Annotated in this window: 17 protein-coding genes; 7 read left to right on the top strand and 10 right to left on the bottom strand. The window is 61.6% G+C overall.

Going from position 1 to position 17081, the window contains the following annotated elements:
• Positions 1-74: 74 nt before the first annotated feature.
• Positions 75-1073 carry an Lrp/AsnC family transcriptional regulator gene (locus tag M1L53_RS09930; RefSeq protein WP_232319036.1) on the top strand — a complete coding sequence of 333 codons (999 nt, stop codon included), beginning with the start codon at positions 75-77 and terminating at the stop codon, positions 1071-1073.
• Between the two features lie 36 nt (positions 1074-1109).
• On the opposite strand, the gene M1L53_RS09925 is transcribed toward M1L53_RS09930, so the two are convergent.
• The 4 genes from M1L53_RS09925 to ppk2 are packed head-to-tail and all read right to left on the bottom strand — an operon-like array spanning position 1110 to position 7435.
• Positions 1110-2075 (bottom strand): endonuclease/exonuclease/phosphatase family protein, encoded by a 966-nt coding sequence (locus M1L53_RS09925; protein WP_054187746.1) that lies wholly within the window; start codon positions 2073-2075, stop codon positions 1110-1112.
• A 48-nt stretch (positions 2076-2123) separates the two neighbouring features.
• Complete coding sequence (locus M1L53_RS09920) at positions 2124-3818, bottom strand: SulP family inorganic anion transporter (protein WP_050656482.1); 1695 nt, start codon at positions 3816-3818, stop codon at positions 2124-2126.
• Positions 3819-3835: 17 nt separating this feature from the next.
• On the bottom strand, positions 3836-6577 hold the full coding sequence (locus tag M1L53_RS09915) for a cation-translocating P-type ATPase (protein WP_054187745.1): 2742 nt from the start codon (positions 6575-6577) through the stop codon (positions 3836-3838).
• Between the two features lie 27 nt (positions 6578-6604).
• The gene (ppk2, locus tag M1L53_RS09910) at positions 6605-7435 is read right to left on the bottom strand and encodes a polyphosphate kinase 2 (protein WP_085989950.1); all 831 of its coding nucleotides are present in this window, start codon (positions 7433-7435) and stop codon (positions 6605-6607) included.
• Between the two features lie 191 nt (positions 7436-7626).
• Between ppk2 and M1L53_RS09905 the strand changes: the two genes are divergently transcribed.
• Positions 7627-7878 carry a three-helix bundle dimerization domain-containing protein gene (locus M1L53_RS09905; protein WP_007734945.1) on the top strand — a complete coding sequence of 84 codons (252 nt, stop codon included), beginning with the start codon at positions 7627-7629 and terminating at the stop codon, positions 7876-7878.
• A gap of 133 nt (positions 7879-8011) precedes the next feature.
• Positions 8012-8389, top strand: coding sequence for an SHOCT domain-containing protein (locus tag M1L53_RS09900; protein ID WP_007734948.1), 378 nt, complete (start codon positions 8012-8014; stop codon positions 8387-8389).
• Here the strand turns inward: M1L53_RS09900 and M1L53_RS09895 are convergent.
• Complete coding sequence (locus M1L53_RS09895; protein ID WP_007734950.1) at positions 8367-9812, bottom strand: hypothetical protein; 1446 nt, start codon at positions 9810-9812, stop codon at positions 8367-8369. The two genes, M1L53_RS09900 and M1L53_RS09895, sit on opposite strands and share 23 nt — an antisense overlap.
• A 75-nt stretch (positions 9813-9887) precedes the next feature.
• A complete protein-coding gene (locus M1L53_RS09890) occupies positions 9888-10286 on the bottom strand; it encodes a hypothetical protein (RefSeq protein ID WP_007734954.1) in 399 nt (132 codons plus the stop codon).
• A 162-nt stretch (positions 10287-10448) separates the two neighbouring features.
• Between M1L53_RS09890 and M1L53_RS09885 the strand changes: the two genes are divergently transcribed.
• A complete protein-coding gene (locus tag M1L53_RS09885; RefSeq protein ID WP_050656477.1) occupies positions 10449-11042 on the top strand; it encodes a GNAT family N-acetyltransferase in 594 nt (197 codons plus the stop codon).
• A 17-nt stretch (positions 11043-11059) separates the two neighbouring features.
• On the opposite strand, the gene M1L53_RS09880 is transcribed toward M1L53_RS09885, so the two are convergent.
• From M1L53_RS09880 to M1L53_RS09865, 4 genes are all read right to left on the bottom strand, one after another.
• Positions 11060-12136, bottom strand: a complete 1077-nt coding sequence (locus tag M1L53_RS09880; RefSeq protein WP_223304443.1) for an iron-siderophore ABC transporter substrate-binding protein — start codon at positions 12134-12136, stop codon at positions 11060-11062.
• Positions 12137-12278: 142 nt separating this feature from the next.
• Positions 12279-13115, bottom strand: a complete 837-nt coding sequence (locus M1L53_RS09875) for an AraC family transcriptional regulator (protein WP_030535637.1) — start codon at positions 13113-13115, stop codon at positions 12279-12281.
• Positions 13116-13170: 55 nt separating this feature from the next.
• Positions 13171-13497 (bottom strand): multidrug efflux SMR transporter, encoded by a 327-nt coding sequence (locus M1L53_RS09870; protein WP_003942819.1) that lies wholly within the window; start codon positions 13495-13497, stop codon positions 13171-13173.
• On the bottom strand, positions 13494-13844 hold the full coding sequence (locus tag M1L53_RS09865; protein WP_003942817.1) for a multidrug efflux SMR transporter: 351 nt from the start codon (positions 13842-13844) through the stop codon (positions 13494-13496). The genes M1L53_RS09870 and M1L53_RS09865 overlap by 4 nt, the downstream gene beginning before the upstream one ends.
• 53 nt (positions 13845-13897) lie before the next feature.
• Between M1L53_RS09865 and M1L53_RS09860 the strand changes: the two genes are divergently transcribed.
• Genes M1L53_RS09860 through M1L53_RS09850 form a run of 3 tightly spaced genes read left to right on the top strand, consistent with a single transcriptional unit; the run spans position 13898 to position 17024 of the window.
• Positions 13898-14617, top strand: coding sequence for a hypothetical protein (locus M1L53_RS09860; protein ID WP_054187744.1), 720 nt, complete (start codon positions 13898-13900; stop codon positions 14615-14617).
• Positions 14618-14646: 29 nt separating this feature from the next.
• The gene (map, locus tag M1L53_RS09855) at positions 14647-15504 is read left to right on the top strand and encodes a type I methionyl aminopeptidase (protein WP_007734970.1); all 858 of its coding nucleotides are present in this window, start codon (positions 14647-14649) and stop codon (positions 15502-15504) included.
• Between the two features lie 8 nt (positions 15505-15512).
• Positions 15513-17024 (top strand): cobyric acid synthase, encoded by a 1512-nt coding sequence (locus tag M1L53_RS09850; protein ID WP_003942774.1) that lies wholly within the window; start codon positions 15513-15515, stop codon positions 17022-17024.
• Positions 17025-17081: the final 57 nt, after the last annotated feature.

The raw sequence follows: 17081 nt of genomic DNA, 5'->3' as shown, positions 1-17081 counted from the left end.
TTGGTGGACTATTGATGTGATGAAGTTAGGATCGACGCGTTTCGATCCTGTTTCGGTGCAGCATTCTTTTGAAAGTGAGGTCCTCGGTGCAGGATCAGGTGCTCAAGGACGACGATCTTCGGCTGTTGAACGCACTGCAGATCAGGCCGCGAGCGTCGTGGTCCGAGCTTTCACGCGCGATCGGTTCCGACCCGGTCACCCTGACCAGGCGTTGGGAGCGTCTGCACTCGCAAGGAATAGCGTGGATCGCTGCGTACCGTGGTGGACCCATCGTGTCGGCGACCGCACTTCTCGAGATCGAATGCGCACCGGCACAGACCATGAGCGTTGCCGAACAGGTCGCGCACGATCCCGAAGTTCTCACAGTCGATCTCACAACCGGCAATCGGGATCTGCTCGTCACGCTCACCTGCACTGACCTCGATCAATTGTCCAGGTACGTGTTGGAGCGAACACAATCCCTGCCGATGATCACCGCGATGCGAACTCAGATCGTGTCCTCGGCGAACTCCGACGCGAGGAACTGGCGTCTACGTGCTCTCGATGCGGAAGAAATCGCCGCGCTCGAGTCGGCCCCGGCGGGAAAGATTCGTGGTGTACGCGCCGGCGAAGAGGAACAGTCGCAGCTGTTCGACATTCTTTCTCGCGAACCACGTGTCACCGTCTCGGCACTCGCTGCGGCCCTCGGAGTCACGCCGGCTCGCGCTGGGGCGCTCCTTTCTCACGAGCTGTCGACGGGGCGACTGGTCGTCCGCACGGAGATTGCTCGGCCCTACTCCGGCTGGCCGGTCTACGCCTGGTACTTCTTACGTCTCGACGGGCGAAAGGAGGCAATTGCTCAGCGCCTTTCGCACCTGCGTGAGGCGAGGCTTGTTGCTTCTACGATCGGCAGCTACGACATCGCATTGGCGGTGTGGCTGCGCTCGATCGACGACGTGCAGCGTCTGGAAGGTTATCTCGCCGACCAGTTTCCGGGCGTATCCGTGGTGGACCGGTCGATCGTCCTGCGTACGCCGCATCACCTGCATCGGACGATCGATGTGTCGGGTCGAAGCATGCCGAAGCACGGGTGATCCGCAACGCGTTCGCGCGGGTCGGGTGCTCTCCGACTAGTTGGGGATCGCCACGTCGACGATCAAGCCGAAGTGATCGGAACCTTCGATGTCGATCCGCTCGAGTGACTTCGCCTGTCCGCCCCGCAGAAGTACATGGTCGATGCCGACGATCGCGGGAAATTTCTTGTCCGCCGGATAGGTGCGCACGATGCCTACTCCCAATTGGTCTGCGGCATCGGAGTAGCCGACATCGAGGAGGTCACGGAATTGCTTGTGCGTGAATGTGGTGTTGAAGTCGCCACTGACGATGACGGTTTCCTCGGCGGCAGCAGCGTCGAGCGCGTTTCGCAAAGTGCTCAGCTCGGCAGTCCACACGTCGGGCGGGGTCACGTACGCCGGTCCGGGGTGAACCGCCAGAAGGGTGAACGGAGTCGAGAAGCCCACTTCGGCAACAAGATTGGTCGGTCCGAATCCGTTCAATTCCCGAGTGTCCGTCAGCGGATAACGGCTGTAAATACCGGCGCCACCCCCGCCGGCCTCGTCCGGTACCAAGTAGTGATGCGGCAGCAGTTGCTCGAGTCCTTGATCTCTGAGAGAGCCTTCGAGTGATGTGGTCAGTTCCTGAACCGTCAGGACGTCGACTGCCTTCTCGCGCACCGTCGCAGTCAAACTGGCGGGATCTGCCTGCCCGAAGAGAAGGTTTGCTTGCATTACGCGCAGAGTCGGCCCGTCGATTTCGGAACTGTTTGCCACATACAGTGGACTGATCACCGACGCGCCCACCGCAATCAGTACCACCGAGATCGCCAGCAGGATCCAGCGGCGAAAGACCAGGCATATCAGGGACGCTGCGAGTGTGACCGCAAGCAGTATCGGGACGAAGGAGGCCACGGCGATCAACGGGTTGATCGGCTTGGTGGAGTACAACGCGATCAGCGAGACAACGCCGACGGCGATACCGCCCACGCCGGCGACCTGAGCGATACGGCGTGCCGGAACATTGTCCGTCGTGAATCCCATACCAAACGGTACCCAATGCAGCCACGGCTCCCGACTGCCTGGCGTTTGTCAGTCGTCGGTTCGGGTGCGGAATGCGTTCACGGCGGCTTCGACGGTCGGGTAGAAGTGCGTCGAATCGAATCGATCCCCGACTCCGAATCGGATGAGTCGATCCTTGATCGGACCTTTCATCTCTGCGAATGCCAACCGAATTCCTTTGCCTTCGAGGAATGTATCCAGATCGACGAGTTCGTCGACTGCCGTTGTATCGAGTCCGGTGATCGGTTCGGCGGCTATAACCACCCAGTCGACCGGATCTGGCGCCTTGGCGACGACGGAGCGAACGTACTCGTCGAAGATCTCGCCGTTCGCGAAAAACAGTGGCGCGTCAAACCTCACCAACACCAGGCCGGGGATGCGATGCCCATCTGGATGGCGTTCGATGTCGTGGAATCCGGCGGGTTCGCCCGTCTCGACGAGTTCGGTTCGATGTGGCTGCCATACCTGCGCGATGACCGCTGCGAAGGACAGTCCGATCGCTACAAGGATGCCTTGTAGCACACCGACCAGGGCGACGCCCAGAAACGCCGCGACGGCGAGGCCGAATTCCACGGTGCTCATGCGCCACATGCGGACCATGCCGCCCACGTCGATCAGTGCACACGCGGCGACGATGACGACGGCGGCCAGTGTTGCATCGGGCAGATATGCCGTGAGTCCGGGAGCGACGAGGACGAACACCAGGACCGCGAGCGCCCCGACGACGCCGGCCAATTGTGTGTGCGCCCCACTCTGTTCGGCTACCGGAGTTCGTGACCCGCTCGCCGAGATCGGAAACCCGCCGAACAGCCCGCCGGCCACGTTCGCGACACCGATCGCCTTCATTTCGGTACTGCCGTTCACGTCCTCGCCGTGGCGGGCGGCGAAGGTGCGCGAGAGAACGCCGGTGTCGGCGAAGGCAATCAATGCGATACCGGCGGCGGGCCCGATCAGATGGCCGACGTCCTGCCAGGTGACTCCACCGACGGAAGGGAGGGGGAGTCCTTCCGGTAGTGCGCCGACCATGCCGATGTCATCGGTGAGACCGGCGGCAGCGGACAAGACTATGGCCGCGACAACGGCCACCAGAACGCCGGGAACAACAGGTACCCAGAGCCGGAAGGCGACTATGACGACTAGCGAACCGACACCGATGGCGGCAGCGAGGGGGTCGACGTCGCCACCCACCAGGGCCTTTGAGATCCCGCCGATTTCACCGAGTAGACCGGACGCGTCGACGGAGAATCCGAGCAGCTTGGGAATCTGACCAACTACGACGACGAGTGCAATGGCATTGAGGTAGCCGAGGCGGATCGGTTTCGAGAGGAGTTCGGTCACGAAGCCGAGACGAAGGAATCCGCCGATCACGAGGATGAGTCCGACAAGAATGGCGAGAACACCGGCTAGTGCAAGCGCATTCTCCGAATCGCCGACCACTGCCAGCGGTATGACCGCGGCGGCAATCAGCGGCGCCAGTGACGAATCAGGTCCGAGTACAAGGATTTTCGAGGGCCCGACTACCGCGTAGGCGAGCAAAGGCACGATGGTGGCGTACAGCCCGGCGTACGCAGGCAACCCGGCGGCCTCGGCGTAGCCCATGCCTGCCGGGATGAGCAGGGCAGTCAAGACGAGTCCGGCAGTGACGTCTGTTCGCAACCACTCGCGGCGATACCCACGGGCAGTCGCGACGCCCGGTAGCCGACCTAGACTCTCCGCCCACATCATCGTTTGATTGTCCTCCCTCAGTGGAGCGAACGGGCGCGCTCGGGGGCAACCGCGGTGGTCGCAGGGAGGGGCGCAGGTGCCTGTGCGAGGCGGCGGCGTCGAATTGCCTTGTCCAACTCGACGACAACCGGGATGATCAGCGACCAACCCAGGCAGGCGAGCCACTGGGCGCCGGTCAGTGAGGTTGTCATGAGGAGGTCCTGGAGGACGCCCGCCTCGACGGCGAATACGGTCACGACCGTGGGGATCGTCAAGATCTTGATGGCACCGAGAACCGGTGGAACCACGCCGGACTCGGGATCACGCCGCATGGTAAGCCCCGCGAGAATCGAACCGAGAGAGAGCACTACGAATGCTGTGGTCATGGGAACATTCGCATCGGAAGTACTCATTTCACCGGGTGCGAGAAGCATCGCCGCGAGTGTCACGGCAAATTGCAGGACACCGTACGCGAGCCACTGAGCGACTGCGCTTCGATGTGCGATCGGCATCTTGGGATCGCGCGGAGGCTTGTTCATCAGATCCGGTGGCGGCGGGTCGAGCATGATCACGGCGACGGGGAACAGTGTGATGAAGAAGTGCTGGAACAGCACCATCAGTGGCGTCAGTGCCACACCCTCGTTGATGTTGAAGATGCTCGCAGCGAGGAAGAGGAGAACCAAGGAGAAGAGTTTCGACATCTGGTAGCGGATGTACGAGACGATTTTTCCGTAGATGTTGCGGCCCAAAGTGATCGCGGTGATGAGGGTGCCGAAGTTGTCGTCGGTGAGCACCATCTTGCCCGCCTGTTTGGTCACCTCACTGCCCGAGCCCATGGCGACGCCGATGTCTGCCTTCTTCAACGCGGCGGCGTCGTTGACCGCGTCTCCGGTCATCGCGACGACGGCGCCACCGCTCTGCATGACATCGACCAAGCGAAGTTTGTCCTGCGGAGTGACGCGGCCGAACACGTGCAGGTTCGGCAACGCGGTCGACAGTTCTTCATCGGTCATCGCTTGCAACTCGCCTCCGCCCACCGAGCCCGGGCCGAGTCCGAGTTCGGCACCGATCGCTGCGGCGGTGATGGCATGGTCGCCGGTGATCATGCGGACCTCGATGCCGGCCCGGTGTGCGGTGCGCACCGAATCGACCGCCTCCGGACGCAGCGGGTCGATGATGCCTGCCATACCGACAAACGTCAGGTCCTCGACAAAGGACATGGGGTCGGCCACGACAGCGTCTTCCCGTCCGTCGAGGCGTCTGACCGCGAATGCCAGCACCCGAAGACCCTTTTCGGACATGGACTGATTTGCTGCCGTGAGTTCGTCTCGGACTTCCTCGATCGGGACCTGCCGACGGCCGGGGAGAAAGGCCGAAGAACACCGAGCGAGGACGACATCGGGTCCGCCCTTGACCAATCCGACGAACTGACTTACGCCGTCGACTTCGAGATGGTGGTACGTGGCCATGAACTTGTACGCGGAATCGAACGGAACCGTCGCCACCCGCGGGTAGGTCCGTCTGGTGAGTGGGGCGTCGGCACCGATCTTTGCCGCGAGCACCACGAGCGCGGCCTCGGTCGGGTCGCCGACAACTTCCCCGGAATCGGAAACCGTTGCATCGCTGTCGAGACACAGTCCGTATGCGAGAAGGGTGAAGTCGGGCGGCGCCTCGCCGGCAACCTGCGTTATCCTTCCCGCTTTGGCATAGCCTTCGCCCTCGACCGTGTACCAACGGCCGTGGACGTACAGCGATCGGACGGTCATCTGGTTCATGGTCAGCGTGCCGGTCTTGTCCGAGTTGATTGCACTGGTCGCGCCGAGTGTTTCGACGTCGGTCAGGTTCTTCACGACGGCCTTGGCGTCGGCCAGTTGACGGGCACCGTAGGCCAGCATCGCCTGGACGAATGTTGGCAGGCCGGTCGGAATCGCGGACACTCCCATTGCGATACCAAGGAGCAGAAGCGTAGTCAGGTCCTGCCCACGAAGGAGCCCGATGACGACGATGACGATCACTGCCGTCCACGCGATGATTCCGAGAAGTTTGGTGAGAGAGTCCAATTCACGTTGAAGTGGCGACTTGCCAGGGGCGACCGCCGACAACATCGACGCGATCCGGCCTATCTGCGTCTGCATCCCGGTCTCGGTGACCACCATGGTCGCCGTGCCGCGGGTGACCGAGGTGTTCTGGAAGACCAGATTGCTGCGGTCTCCGAGCGGAATATCCTCGTTGTTCAGCGTATTCGGGTCCTTCGGTATCGGCGCGCTTTCCCCGGTCAATGCGGCTTCCTGCGTCTCCAGGGTGGTGGTGGCGAGCAACCGTCCGTCGGCAGCGATGATGTCTCCTGCCTCGACTTGGACGATGTCACCCGGCACCAGTTCGGTAGCGTCGAGTTGAATCAGGTTCCCGTCACGAATGACCCGTGCTTGGGGCGTCTGCATCTTGGCGAGGGCGTCGACGCTGGCCCGTGCCTTCAACTCCTGTCGAGTTCCGAGGACGATGTTGAGCACGACGAGCACCGCCACCACGATTGCTGTCGGCACTTCACCGATGGCGATGCTGACCGCGGCCACGGCGACGAGCATCAAGTTCATCGGATCTTTCAGCTGCAACAGCGCGATCGACCACGTCGACGGCGGTGGCGTCGAGGTGATTTCGTTCGACCCGTAGCGTCGTCGCCGTTGGTCGGCCTCATCCGACTGCAGTCCGCGCTCCGGGTCCGACTGCAGTACGGACACGACTGATTCGCCACTCTGCGCATGCCACGGCGTGGGGCTCATGACCGCACATCCTTTCCTTGGCGATCGTCAATACCGGGTCGGAATCCAGTGCAGCGGTTGTTTGGGCGTCTGGTAGCCGTGAGCCTTCTGCCGTTTCGGCAGGGTGATGTCCGTGGATTGCACGGGCTCGTAGGGGATCTGACTCAGAATGTGGCTGATGATGTTGAGTCGTCCGCGTTTCTTGTCATTGTTGTTTGCGACATACCATGGCGCCCAGCCGGTGTCGGTGAAGCGAAACATCTCGTCGCGGGCACGCGAGTAGTCGTACCAATGACTGAACGACTTCAGATCGAGATTCGACAGCTTCCAGATCTTTCGAGGGTCGTCGATCCGGCTCTGCAGACGTAAGAGCTGCTGTTCTTCGCTGACCTCGAGCCAGTACTTGAGCAGAATGACTCCCGATTCGACGATCGCGCGTTCGACGGTCGGAATGAGCTGGAGAAATTGATGTGCTTGTTCTTCGGTGCAAAAGCCCATTACTCGTTCTACACCGGCACGGTTGTACCAACTTCGGTCGAAGATGACGATCTCACCGCCAGCCGGAAGATGCGGGACGTAGCGCTGGACATACATCTGCGAATGCTCTCGCTCGGTCGGGGCGGGTAACGCAACGACCCGGAACACTCGCGGACTCACTCGCTCGGTGATGGCTTTGATGACACCGCCCTTCCCCGCGGTATCTCGACCTTCGAATACGATGCAGACCTTGGCTCCAGACGATTTGACCCACTCCTGCAAAGCCACGAGTTCGCCGTGCAACGGCTTGAGTTTGCGGCGGTACACCTTGTTCTTCATCGGCTTTTCTGCCACGGGCGGCGCGTCGTCGGTAAGGGTCGACGGGGTGTCGTCGTGAAGAATCCGAGCGTTCTTTCCCACTTCCACTCCCTGGCATCATGAGCGCAACGCGAGCGCGCGGGGAACCGTCCGCCCTTATGTGTATGCCCCATATTCGGTGAACCTATTCTCTTCGCAATCGAGACCCGAATCGTGTTGTTTTCGAACCCTTTCCGAGTCTTGACGTGCTCGGCTGGACGGACGACCATTAATGGATGACTGGCGACGAAGAGTTGCTCCACGTCGAGCGGGTGATCACTCGCCTCATTTCCCGCTATCCCGCCGTTCCTCCACCGGAGATCGAAAACAGAGTGCGAACAATTCACCAGCGTTTTGCGGGATGTCGGATCCGCGACTTCGTGCCTCTTCTGGTCGAAAAAGCGGCCAGACAAGAGATCTCGGATCGGAGAATCGTGATTCCGATAATGGATGAGCGGTCGGCGAGTCTGAACTCTCTCGAGCTGTAGCCGGAACGGGGATCGTCGGCGCATACTGAAATGACCTTGGACCAGGGAGTTCTGGCCGAATGCAGGAGCTCAGGCGCGGAACGTCAGCCTCCCGAACTCCTGATGTGTAAAACCGAGTACAGGGAGCGTTGACATGGAAGGCTTCTGGGAATTCTTCTGGTTCATCTTCGTCTGCTTTGCCTTTGTGGCGTACTTGAGCGTGTTGTTCTCGATCATCACCGACTTGTTCCGTGATCACGAGACTTCGGGCTGGGCCAAGGCGTTGTGGATGATATTCCTCTTCGTCATTCCATTCCTGTCCGCGATGATCTACGTGGTCGTCAAGAATGACGGAATGACGAGGCGGTCGATGGAAGCCGCTCAAGAGCACATACACGCGCAGAGTGATTACATTCGAAAGGTCGCCGGGAAATCGCCGACTCAGCAGATCGCCGACGCCAGAGAGCTTCTCGACTCAGGCGCGATCAACGAAGAGGAATTCCAGGCCATCAAGGCAAAGGCGCTGGCGTAGTTTTCGTATCTTCTGCCCCGGGCCTGGCGTCGTCGGTTCCGCCGTCGTCAGGCCCGGCGTCCTGCGCGGCGGCGCGTGCGGGACGAACCAATACTTCCAGTGCGACGAGAGCAACGAGCGCAATGACGACGATCCAACCAACGACCAATCCGGTGGGGTAGCGCCAGAAGAGCAGCAACAGGGCGGCGATGCCGATGATGGCACAGCGCAGTGGGACACGAAGCTGATTGGCCCACCGCTCCACCTGATTCGGCGTTCGGCCGCTTGCAGAATGCCGGACGAAGTCCAACGCCTGCCCGTAGCCTCGACGAACGGCGATCGCCGACGACGACCCACCGATCAGGTAGGCGCCGAGCCCCACCACCACACCGAGGACCGCAACCGCGCGAAGGCTCGTCCGAAGCGGAACCAGAACTGTGTCGATGACAGCGGTGGCGGCGTCTGGCGAGAGGATATCGGTAGGGACACTGTCGAGGTAGATTGCGCGCCCGATCAGAATTCCGATCGCAAGAACAAGCATTCCCAACGCAATCGACAGTCCGACCAGGGACAGCGTACGAAGCCTGCGACCGGTTGGCGCAACGGCGACAGCGGCTGCTGCGCAAGCAATTCCCAACCACGGCAGCACCGCCGAGACCTTGTCGAGTGCCGAGACGGCTCGCTGCGCCTTCACCAGCTCGGGGGACTGGAAGAGAACAAACTCCTTGTCCACGGACGGGATTTTGTCTGCGAAAGCGAAGCCGCGGTCGGTCAGCGCCGTTTTCACCCGGTCGATGATCGTGCTCAGTGAAATGCTGACCGTTCCGCTCTGGTCGACCTCGACCGAGTCGGGTCCGTAGTTTCCGGTCATGACGGCGACGAGGGAGTTGTGCGCCGCTCGGTTCGCCTGAATCCAAAGGTCTTCGAACTGCTGCGTCCGAACGAGCGAGGCCACTGTGTCGTGGACGAAACTCTTCGCCTGGCCGGCGATCACCGGTGCCAAACCCACCAACGCCTGGTCCACGCGAGGCGCGTTGGCTTCGAGATTCGACACATCCGTCAATGCCGTGAGTGCCTCGGTGGTGAGCCCTTCGACGTCGACGCGATCGAAGATCTCGTCCGTGACTTGATTCGTGATCTCCGCTTGCACGGCTGGATTCTCACCCAGTGGCGCTACCGTGCTGACGTAGCGGTCCGTGTCGAGGATCTGACTACGTACGAAGCGGGTGGTTACCGACAAGACTGCGAGCAGTGCGACCAGCACCAGCAGGATTGTCACCGCGGTCCACCGCAGCCCATGTCGAGGTGGTCGGGAGACTTTCTCGACGGTCGTTTCGCGGGCGCTGGGAGTCTGCTCGCGAAGTGTTGCTACCTCTTCGCGCAACCGGGCTAGTTCGGCACGTTCGTCCTCCTGGAGTGGTCCGTCGCTCGTGCCGTTTGCCATGATGGTCCTCCCGGGACGGAAACTACTGGCGCACAGTTGAAATGCTGAACTGCGAAGATGATTCGGCGGGTGACCTCAGATGACCTCGGGATTCCAGGTCGCGACGGCCCAGATGACGAATACGTCGAGCGCGATGATGATGATCGACCACCACGGCGAGTGGGGTAGCCACAGGAAATTCGCGAGGATCGACAGAGAACAGATGACTATCGCGCCTACCCGTGCCCACGTCGCGCCGGTGAAGAGCATGATTCCGACAGCGGTGACGAGCACACCGAGTACGAGGTGGATCCATCCCCACGAAGTGAGGTCGAATTGGTACGTGTATTCCGGGCCGACGACTGTCACGTCGTCCTCCGATATCGCCGAGATGCCTTGGAGGATTTCGAGCACGCCGACTGTGATGAGGAGAACGGCTCCGCCCAGCGCGCTTCCTTTTGCCACACCCTGCTTTACCAGTGAATCCTCGGACATGACCGCCCCTAGATTTCAAGCGCGAAATAGCCTGGCATATTTCCCTGTCCCGACCTTTTACGGTGGTGAAGTAGCCCGTCGGAGGGCAAATCAAACATTGAGCGCTGCACAGCATTGCGATATTCATTCGCCTACGAATTCGAAAGAACCTACCGTGACGGCATGGATATGGCGGACGTAGGTGTGGCGATGAGGCCTGCACCGGGTGTGATCCGGACGGACCGGCTGGTGCTCCGTACCTACCGCCCAGGCGATCACCGGGATCTTCTCACCTTCTACGGGCGCAGCGACGTATGCCGGTATTTGCTCAACGAACCCTGGAGTCTCGCGGAGGCTCGAGAGGCCGTGCAGACCAGAATGTCTCGCCGCGACCTGGCATCGGGCGCGGTGGCACTTGTTGTCGAGTACGGGGGCCGGGTTGTCGGAAGCGTGAGTGCTTGGCGAGTCGAAGAATCTGATTGCACAGCCGAAGTCGAGCACACCGCCGAACTCGGGTGGGCATTTTCGCCCGAGTTCGGCGGCCGAGGATTCGCGACGGAAGCAGTGACCGCTCTGATCGACCTCGCGTTCGCGACACCCCGATTGCGCCGCGTGGTCGCGCGAATGGATTCGAGAAACGAATCCTCGGCGCGACTCGCGCAGCGGATCGGTATGAGGCGAGAGGGACATTTTCGGCAGAACGCGTGGATCAAGAACGAGTGGACCGACACCGTGGTTTTCGCGACACTTCGCGGTGAGTGGCCTTCAGTTGCTTGATCAGACCGAGCGGGCTGCTATTTTGCGACCAGTTCGGTCAACTGTGGCACGAGTTCGTCGGTCGCCCACGGAACACTCAGAAGGCTGACGTACATTGTCGCTGCAGTCAGGCGATTGTCGGTGATCCACAGGTCCTTGCCGTTGGCGATGACCGGCCACCGCGAGAACAGAGTGTTGGCCAATGTGCTGTCGACTTCCGACTGATCGCTTGCCCAACCGAGATACACGTCGGTGTCGATCGTGTCGAGCTTTTCCATACTGATGCCGAAAAGGAACGAGTCGCCGGCAAAGTTCTTGGCGCCGTTCACCACGTCGGGAGCGACTGTGAGCCCGAGGTTTTCGACAAACTTGACGCGCGGATCGTCCGGACCGTAGATGGCGGTTTCGGTTTCTCCTTCACGGATGTAGGAACCGAAGGCGAAAGTGACTCCGTTGAATTCGGGATGACTCGCCTTCGATTCCTGGACCGATTCCTCAACCGACTTGATCAGCGCCGCGGTCTGAGCGGGACGCCCGAGTGCCTTGCCGACATCGGTGGCGAGGTTTTGCCACGAGCTGGGCTGATACGGCTTGGTGTCGTACGGGAGGGTCGGGGCGATCGAGCTCAGGCGCTGGTAATCCTGCTCGGAGAAGCCCGAGTACGGGGCAAGAATCAGATCAGGCGCGGCATTGAGAATCTGCTCGAACAGTAGCTCGCCGCTGTCGGAGTAGTACGGCGCAGGCGTGGGCAGCGTCTGGCCCGACTTTTCGAGTTCGGCGCGGGTCCACGGCAGGAACCCGTCGGCGTCGCCGGCCCAAGAGTCCTTCTGCATCGCGATCGGAGTGACACCCAGGGCGATGACCGTGTCTGCCGCTGCGGAATCGAGGGTGAGGATCCGTGTCGGCTCCTTGTCGATGGTGGTCCCGCCGAAAGCGTGCTTGATCGTCACGGGATAGGCGCCGTCCTCGACGGCGGATGCCGATGAATTGTTTTCCTGGGCGTCCGATGACGACTGTGTGCAGGCGGTCAGAGGCAGTGCCGCCGCCAGCATGAGCGCAACAACGATTCGTCGCCTCCGCTGGGGACGAATTCTCTGACGGGCAGATCTGAACACGCGAAACTCCTCGGGATTGATCAGGGAAGTGCTTGCACGACTCAGCGCAGTACGCACGTGAGAGCAGGCTTACCTAAGTGAATGTAGGGCGCGTGCGTGTAGCGAAGGGGCCAGCCGATGTCGACAACAGGTCAGGCTCGAGTCAGTTGACAGCGGCGAGCGCATTGCCGGGGGTGTAGCCGACCGTCTTGCGAAAAGCGGCGATGAAGGAACTCGACGTCCCGTAACCGACACGGCGGCTGACGGCGTTCACACTCATTCCGGTTCCGAGCATGCCGAGGGCCGTGCTCATACGAACCAGAGTGCGCCACTGCGCAAAGCTCAAGGCGAGTTCCGCGGCAAAAATCCGGGTGACCGTACGTCGGCTGAGATTGAGAACGTGAGCCCACTGATCGAGTGATCGATCGTCGGCGGGATCCGACAGCACTTTGTCGACGAGCATCCGTAGCCGCGGATCTCGGGGGATCGGTACGTCGAAGTGAGGTGCCGATGCCGGGGTGAGGAGATCGACACAAACCTGCTGTGCCCGAAGGCGTTGTTCTGCAGGCATTCCGGTGTGGGCGAGGTGTATCAGCAGTGCCCGGGCTGCCTCACTCAGTGTCACGATGCACGGTTCGTTCCAGGCGGGAGTCCACAGCTCGGGGGTGAAGAGCGTGGCGCGGAATGCGACGTGGGGATTTGCCTGACCTTCGTGGAGGACCCCGCGGGGGATCCACAGGCCGACGCCGGGCGTGACGGTCCAGAGTTGATTGTCGATGATCATGTTGACGACACCGCGGTCGGACCAGATCAGTTCGTGCTCGACGTGAGCGTGCTCTGGCCACCGGGTGATGTGGTCGGTCTCGACGATGTACGTCGTGAGTTGGAACGGCGCCGGGACAGCGCGCGCCATCGGAGTGTGGCGGTCGGATTCCCGTAAGTGGGAATCGTCGTCCAGCTGTGGACCGTCGGCGATTTCACGAAGGGCAGGGATCAGCACCGTGGACTACCTCCAGAGCAAAGTTAGGTAAACCTTACACTGATGTGTGCAGCGATCAGTGACTCGCACCGAGTTCGATGAGAAGCACGCCTGCCGCGATGAGGCCGATCCCGACCATCATGAGCCTGGTCAGCGGTTCGCGAAAGAGAATGCGGGATGCGATTGCCGTCAACGCCACTCCACATGCGGTCCAGATTCCGTAGGCGACGCCGATGGTGAGGCCCGCGTCGAGCGCGAGGGTCAGGAAGGCGAACGCGGCGAGATACCCCACGGTGACAACCGCGAGCCATCGTTTGTCGCTGCCGTCCTGCGACGCCATCCGTAGTGACAACGTCGCGGTGACCTCGGAAATAATTGCAGCGATCAGAAATACGAAGGTCATGCTGGGTCCGCCGGCCCGCTGTCGGCGGCAGCCTGGGAGCCGAGTTCGACGCACAGCACTCCGCCGATGACCAGTGCAATCCCGACGCCCATGGTGGCCGTCAGAGGATCTCCGAAAAGGGCCGTTGCGAATACTGCGGTCAGGACAACTCCGGTTGCGCCCCAGATTCCGTATGCAACACCGAGTCCCATGCCCTCCCGCAGGACGAACGACAAGGCGGTGAATGCTGCGAGATATCCGCCGACGACCACGATGTACCAAGCCGGGTGATCGAGGGCGGCGCGCAACGACAGCGTCGCAGACACCTCGGTGAGGATCGCGGTGATCAACAACAGCCATTTCTTCACGGTTGGGATTCTGTCAGGCTCCACCGATTCCGGTCGCGCACTACGGTTGAGACATGACGTGCGTACTGCTCGGTGGAATCCGCAAAGGTGACATCCGCCACGACGCGTCGGGTGGCGATGTGGCCGCAACTCCGATCCTCGACTGGGGCCACGACGACGTGGCCCGCCTCTACGAGGACATTGCAGAAGGTGCGATCCAGTCGGCGCAGGAGTTCCTGGTGTCGGCGCATCGCAGCGTCGTTGCAAATATTCGGCCGGTGTACGGCCTCGACGACCGGCAACCCGTCTCGGTGACATTGAGTCGAGAGCGCGGATCCTGCAGTCAGAGACTGGCTATCGTCGAAGCGTTGGCTCGCCGCCGAGGTATCGCCACCCGAGTACGCGGTCTCGTACTACGCGGGGAATTCTGGTACCCGAGATTTCGGCGTCTACATGCGGTGATTCCGAAGTCAGTGCTGCTGGCGTGGCCGGAATTTCTGGTCGACGGACGCTGGCCGGACATCTCCGAGATCGTTTCACCTGCGGTGGTCTCAGCGCTCGAACCGTTCACGAATACCGGCGAGGAGACACTGTTCGACGCGATCGGACGCGCTCCGATCAGTTGGGGCAAGTCTGTTTCGTGTGATTGCTTGGACTTCTCCGAATTCGTCGACCGCGATCTGGGCACCTTCGAATCTCGCGACGTGCTCTTCGAGGAATTCGGACAGACGATGTCGACCCCCGTCAGAATTCTCGTCGACCCGGTTTTCCGGAACTGGAGTGCATCCGGCTGACGCGCGACGCGAGGTCTAGGCTGTTCTGCATGTCTGTGCGTACCCCATTGGTCCCTGGAACCGTCTCTCCCGTCCTCGCTGTGCCCTCGAAGATCGAGCGGCCCGAGTACGCGTGGAAGCCGACCGCCAAAGAGGGCAACGAGCCCTGGGTTCAGACGCCGGAAACGATCGAGGCGATGCGCATCGCCAGCAAGATCGCTGCAGGCGCGCTGCAGGAAGCCGGCAAGGCTGTCGCTCCCGGTGTCACGACCGACGAACTCGACCGCATCGCACACGAGTTCATGCTCGACCACGGTGCATACCCGTCGACGTTGGGCTACAAGAGCTTTCCCAAGTCGTGCTGCACGTCTCTCAATGAGGTGATCTGCCACGGAATCCCCGACTCGACTGTGATCCAGGACGGCGACATCGTCAATATCGACGTCACCGCGTACATCAACGGGGTACACGGCGACACCAATGCGACATTCCTCGCCGGTGACGTGTCCGAAGAGAACCGCTTGCTCGTCGAGCGCACACACGAGGCAACGATGCGGGCCATCAAAGCCGTCAAGCCCGGCCGCGCGCTCAACGTGATCGGACGTGTCATCGAGTCCTACGCCCATCGGTTCGGGTACGGCGTCGTCCGGGACTTCACCGGACACGGAATCGGCGAGACCTTCCACAACGGCCTCGTGATCCTGCACTACGACGAGCCCGCGGTCGAGACGATCATCGAACCGGGCATGGTCTTCACGATCGAACCGATGATCAACCTCGGTGGTATCGACTACGAGATCTGGGAGGACGGCTGGACCGTCGTCACCAAGGACCGTAAGTGGACGGCGCAGTTCGAGCACACCTTGGTGGTCACCGAGACCGGTGCAGAGATTCTCACCCTGCCTTGAGTTCGGAGATGCGCGGCGCTCTGCTGGTAGCCGGCACAACGTCCGACGCAGGCAAGAGCGTTCTGGTGGCCGGATTGTGTCGCATGTTGGCGCGTCGAGGCGTCCGAGTGGCGCCGTTCAAGGCGCAGAACATGTCGAACAACTCCGTGGTCACGCTGGACGGCGGAGAGATCGGCCGTGCGCAGGCACTTCAGGCGCGGGCATGCGGTCTGGAGCCGAGTGTTCGATTCAATCCCGTGCTGCTCAAGCCTGGAAGTGACCGCACTTCGCAACTGGTCGTTCGGGGCAAGGCGATGACCACAGTGGGTGCTCGCGACTACATGCAGCATCGGCAGTGGCTTCGCGCCGTCGTGGCCGAAGATCTCGAATCGCTTCGATCCGAGTTCGACGTCGTGATCTGTGAAGGCGCCGGTTCACCGGCCGAAATCAACTTGCGCGCAACGGATCTTGCCAACATGGGATTGGCTGAGGCTGCGCGGATTCCGGTCGTCGTCGTCGGTGACATCGATCGCGGCGGCGTCCTGGCCCATCTGTTCGGGACCGTTGCTGTGCTCTCGCCGAGCGACCAGGCATTGATCGCGGGATTTGTGATCAACAAATTCCGCGGTGACGTTGCACTGTTGGAACCCGGACTGGAACAACTGCGCAGCCTCACCGGTCGACCCACTCTCGGAGTGATCCCGTTTGCCGACGATCTTTGGCTCGACGCCGAGGATTCGCTTGGCGTCACCGGCAATGCCCCGGTAGGGCGCCCGGGCCCACCCGTCGGTTCGGCCTGGCTCACCGTTGCTGCGGTTCGGCTCCCGCGCATCTCCAACTCCACGGACGTCGAGGCACTGGCATGTGAACCGGGCGTGGCAGTTTCGTGGGTGACCGATCCGTCGCGAATTCGCGACGCGGACCTCGTGGTGATCCCCGGTAGTAAGTCCACCGTGAGTGACCTCGAGTGGTTGCGAAGTACCGGCCTGGCCGACGAGATCGTCGCGCGAGCAGGTCGCGGGCAAGCAGTCCTGGGAATCTGCGGCGGTTACCAGATGCTGGGTAATTCCATCGTCGACGACGTCGAATCAGGATCAGGGACCACCGCGGGACTGGGTCTGCTGGACCTCGATGTCGAGTTCGCTCCGGACAAGGTGCTGGCGCAGATGACCGGTACGGCAGACGGTATCTCGGTGTCCGGGTACGAGATTCATCACGGACGCGTCGTGCGCAACGGGGACCACCCATTGCTGGCGGACTCGAGCGGTATGCCGGAAGGCAGTGTGCGAGGGCCTGTTCGAGGGACACACTGGCACGGTCTCCTGGAAAGTGACGACTTTCGGCGCAGCCTGCTGCGTGAGCTCGCGGTTCCCGGTTTTGTTGCTGCACCCGACACCGCGGTTGCCGCGGTGCGAGAACAACAACTCGACCTTCTCGCTGATCTCGTCGAGCAGCACCTCGATCAGGATCTACTCGAGAAACTGATCAACGGTGGGGCGCCTATCGGGCTCCCCGTCATTGCTTCCGCACTCGAAGCCTGAGAGCGCTCCTGCGGGTGTCGACGTGGACGCGGTAGAATAGCCAGGCCTCACTCCCGC

The sequence above is a fragment of the Rhodococcus sp. T9N genome (assembly GCF_024436645.1).
Taxonomy (GTDB): domain Bacteria; phylum Actinomycetota; class Actinomycetes; order Mycobacteriales; family Mycobacteriaceae; genus Rhodococcus_F; species Rhodococcus_F qingshengii.
This window is presented reverse-complemented; position numbering and strand designations above follow the sequence as displayed.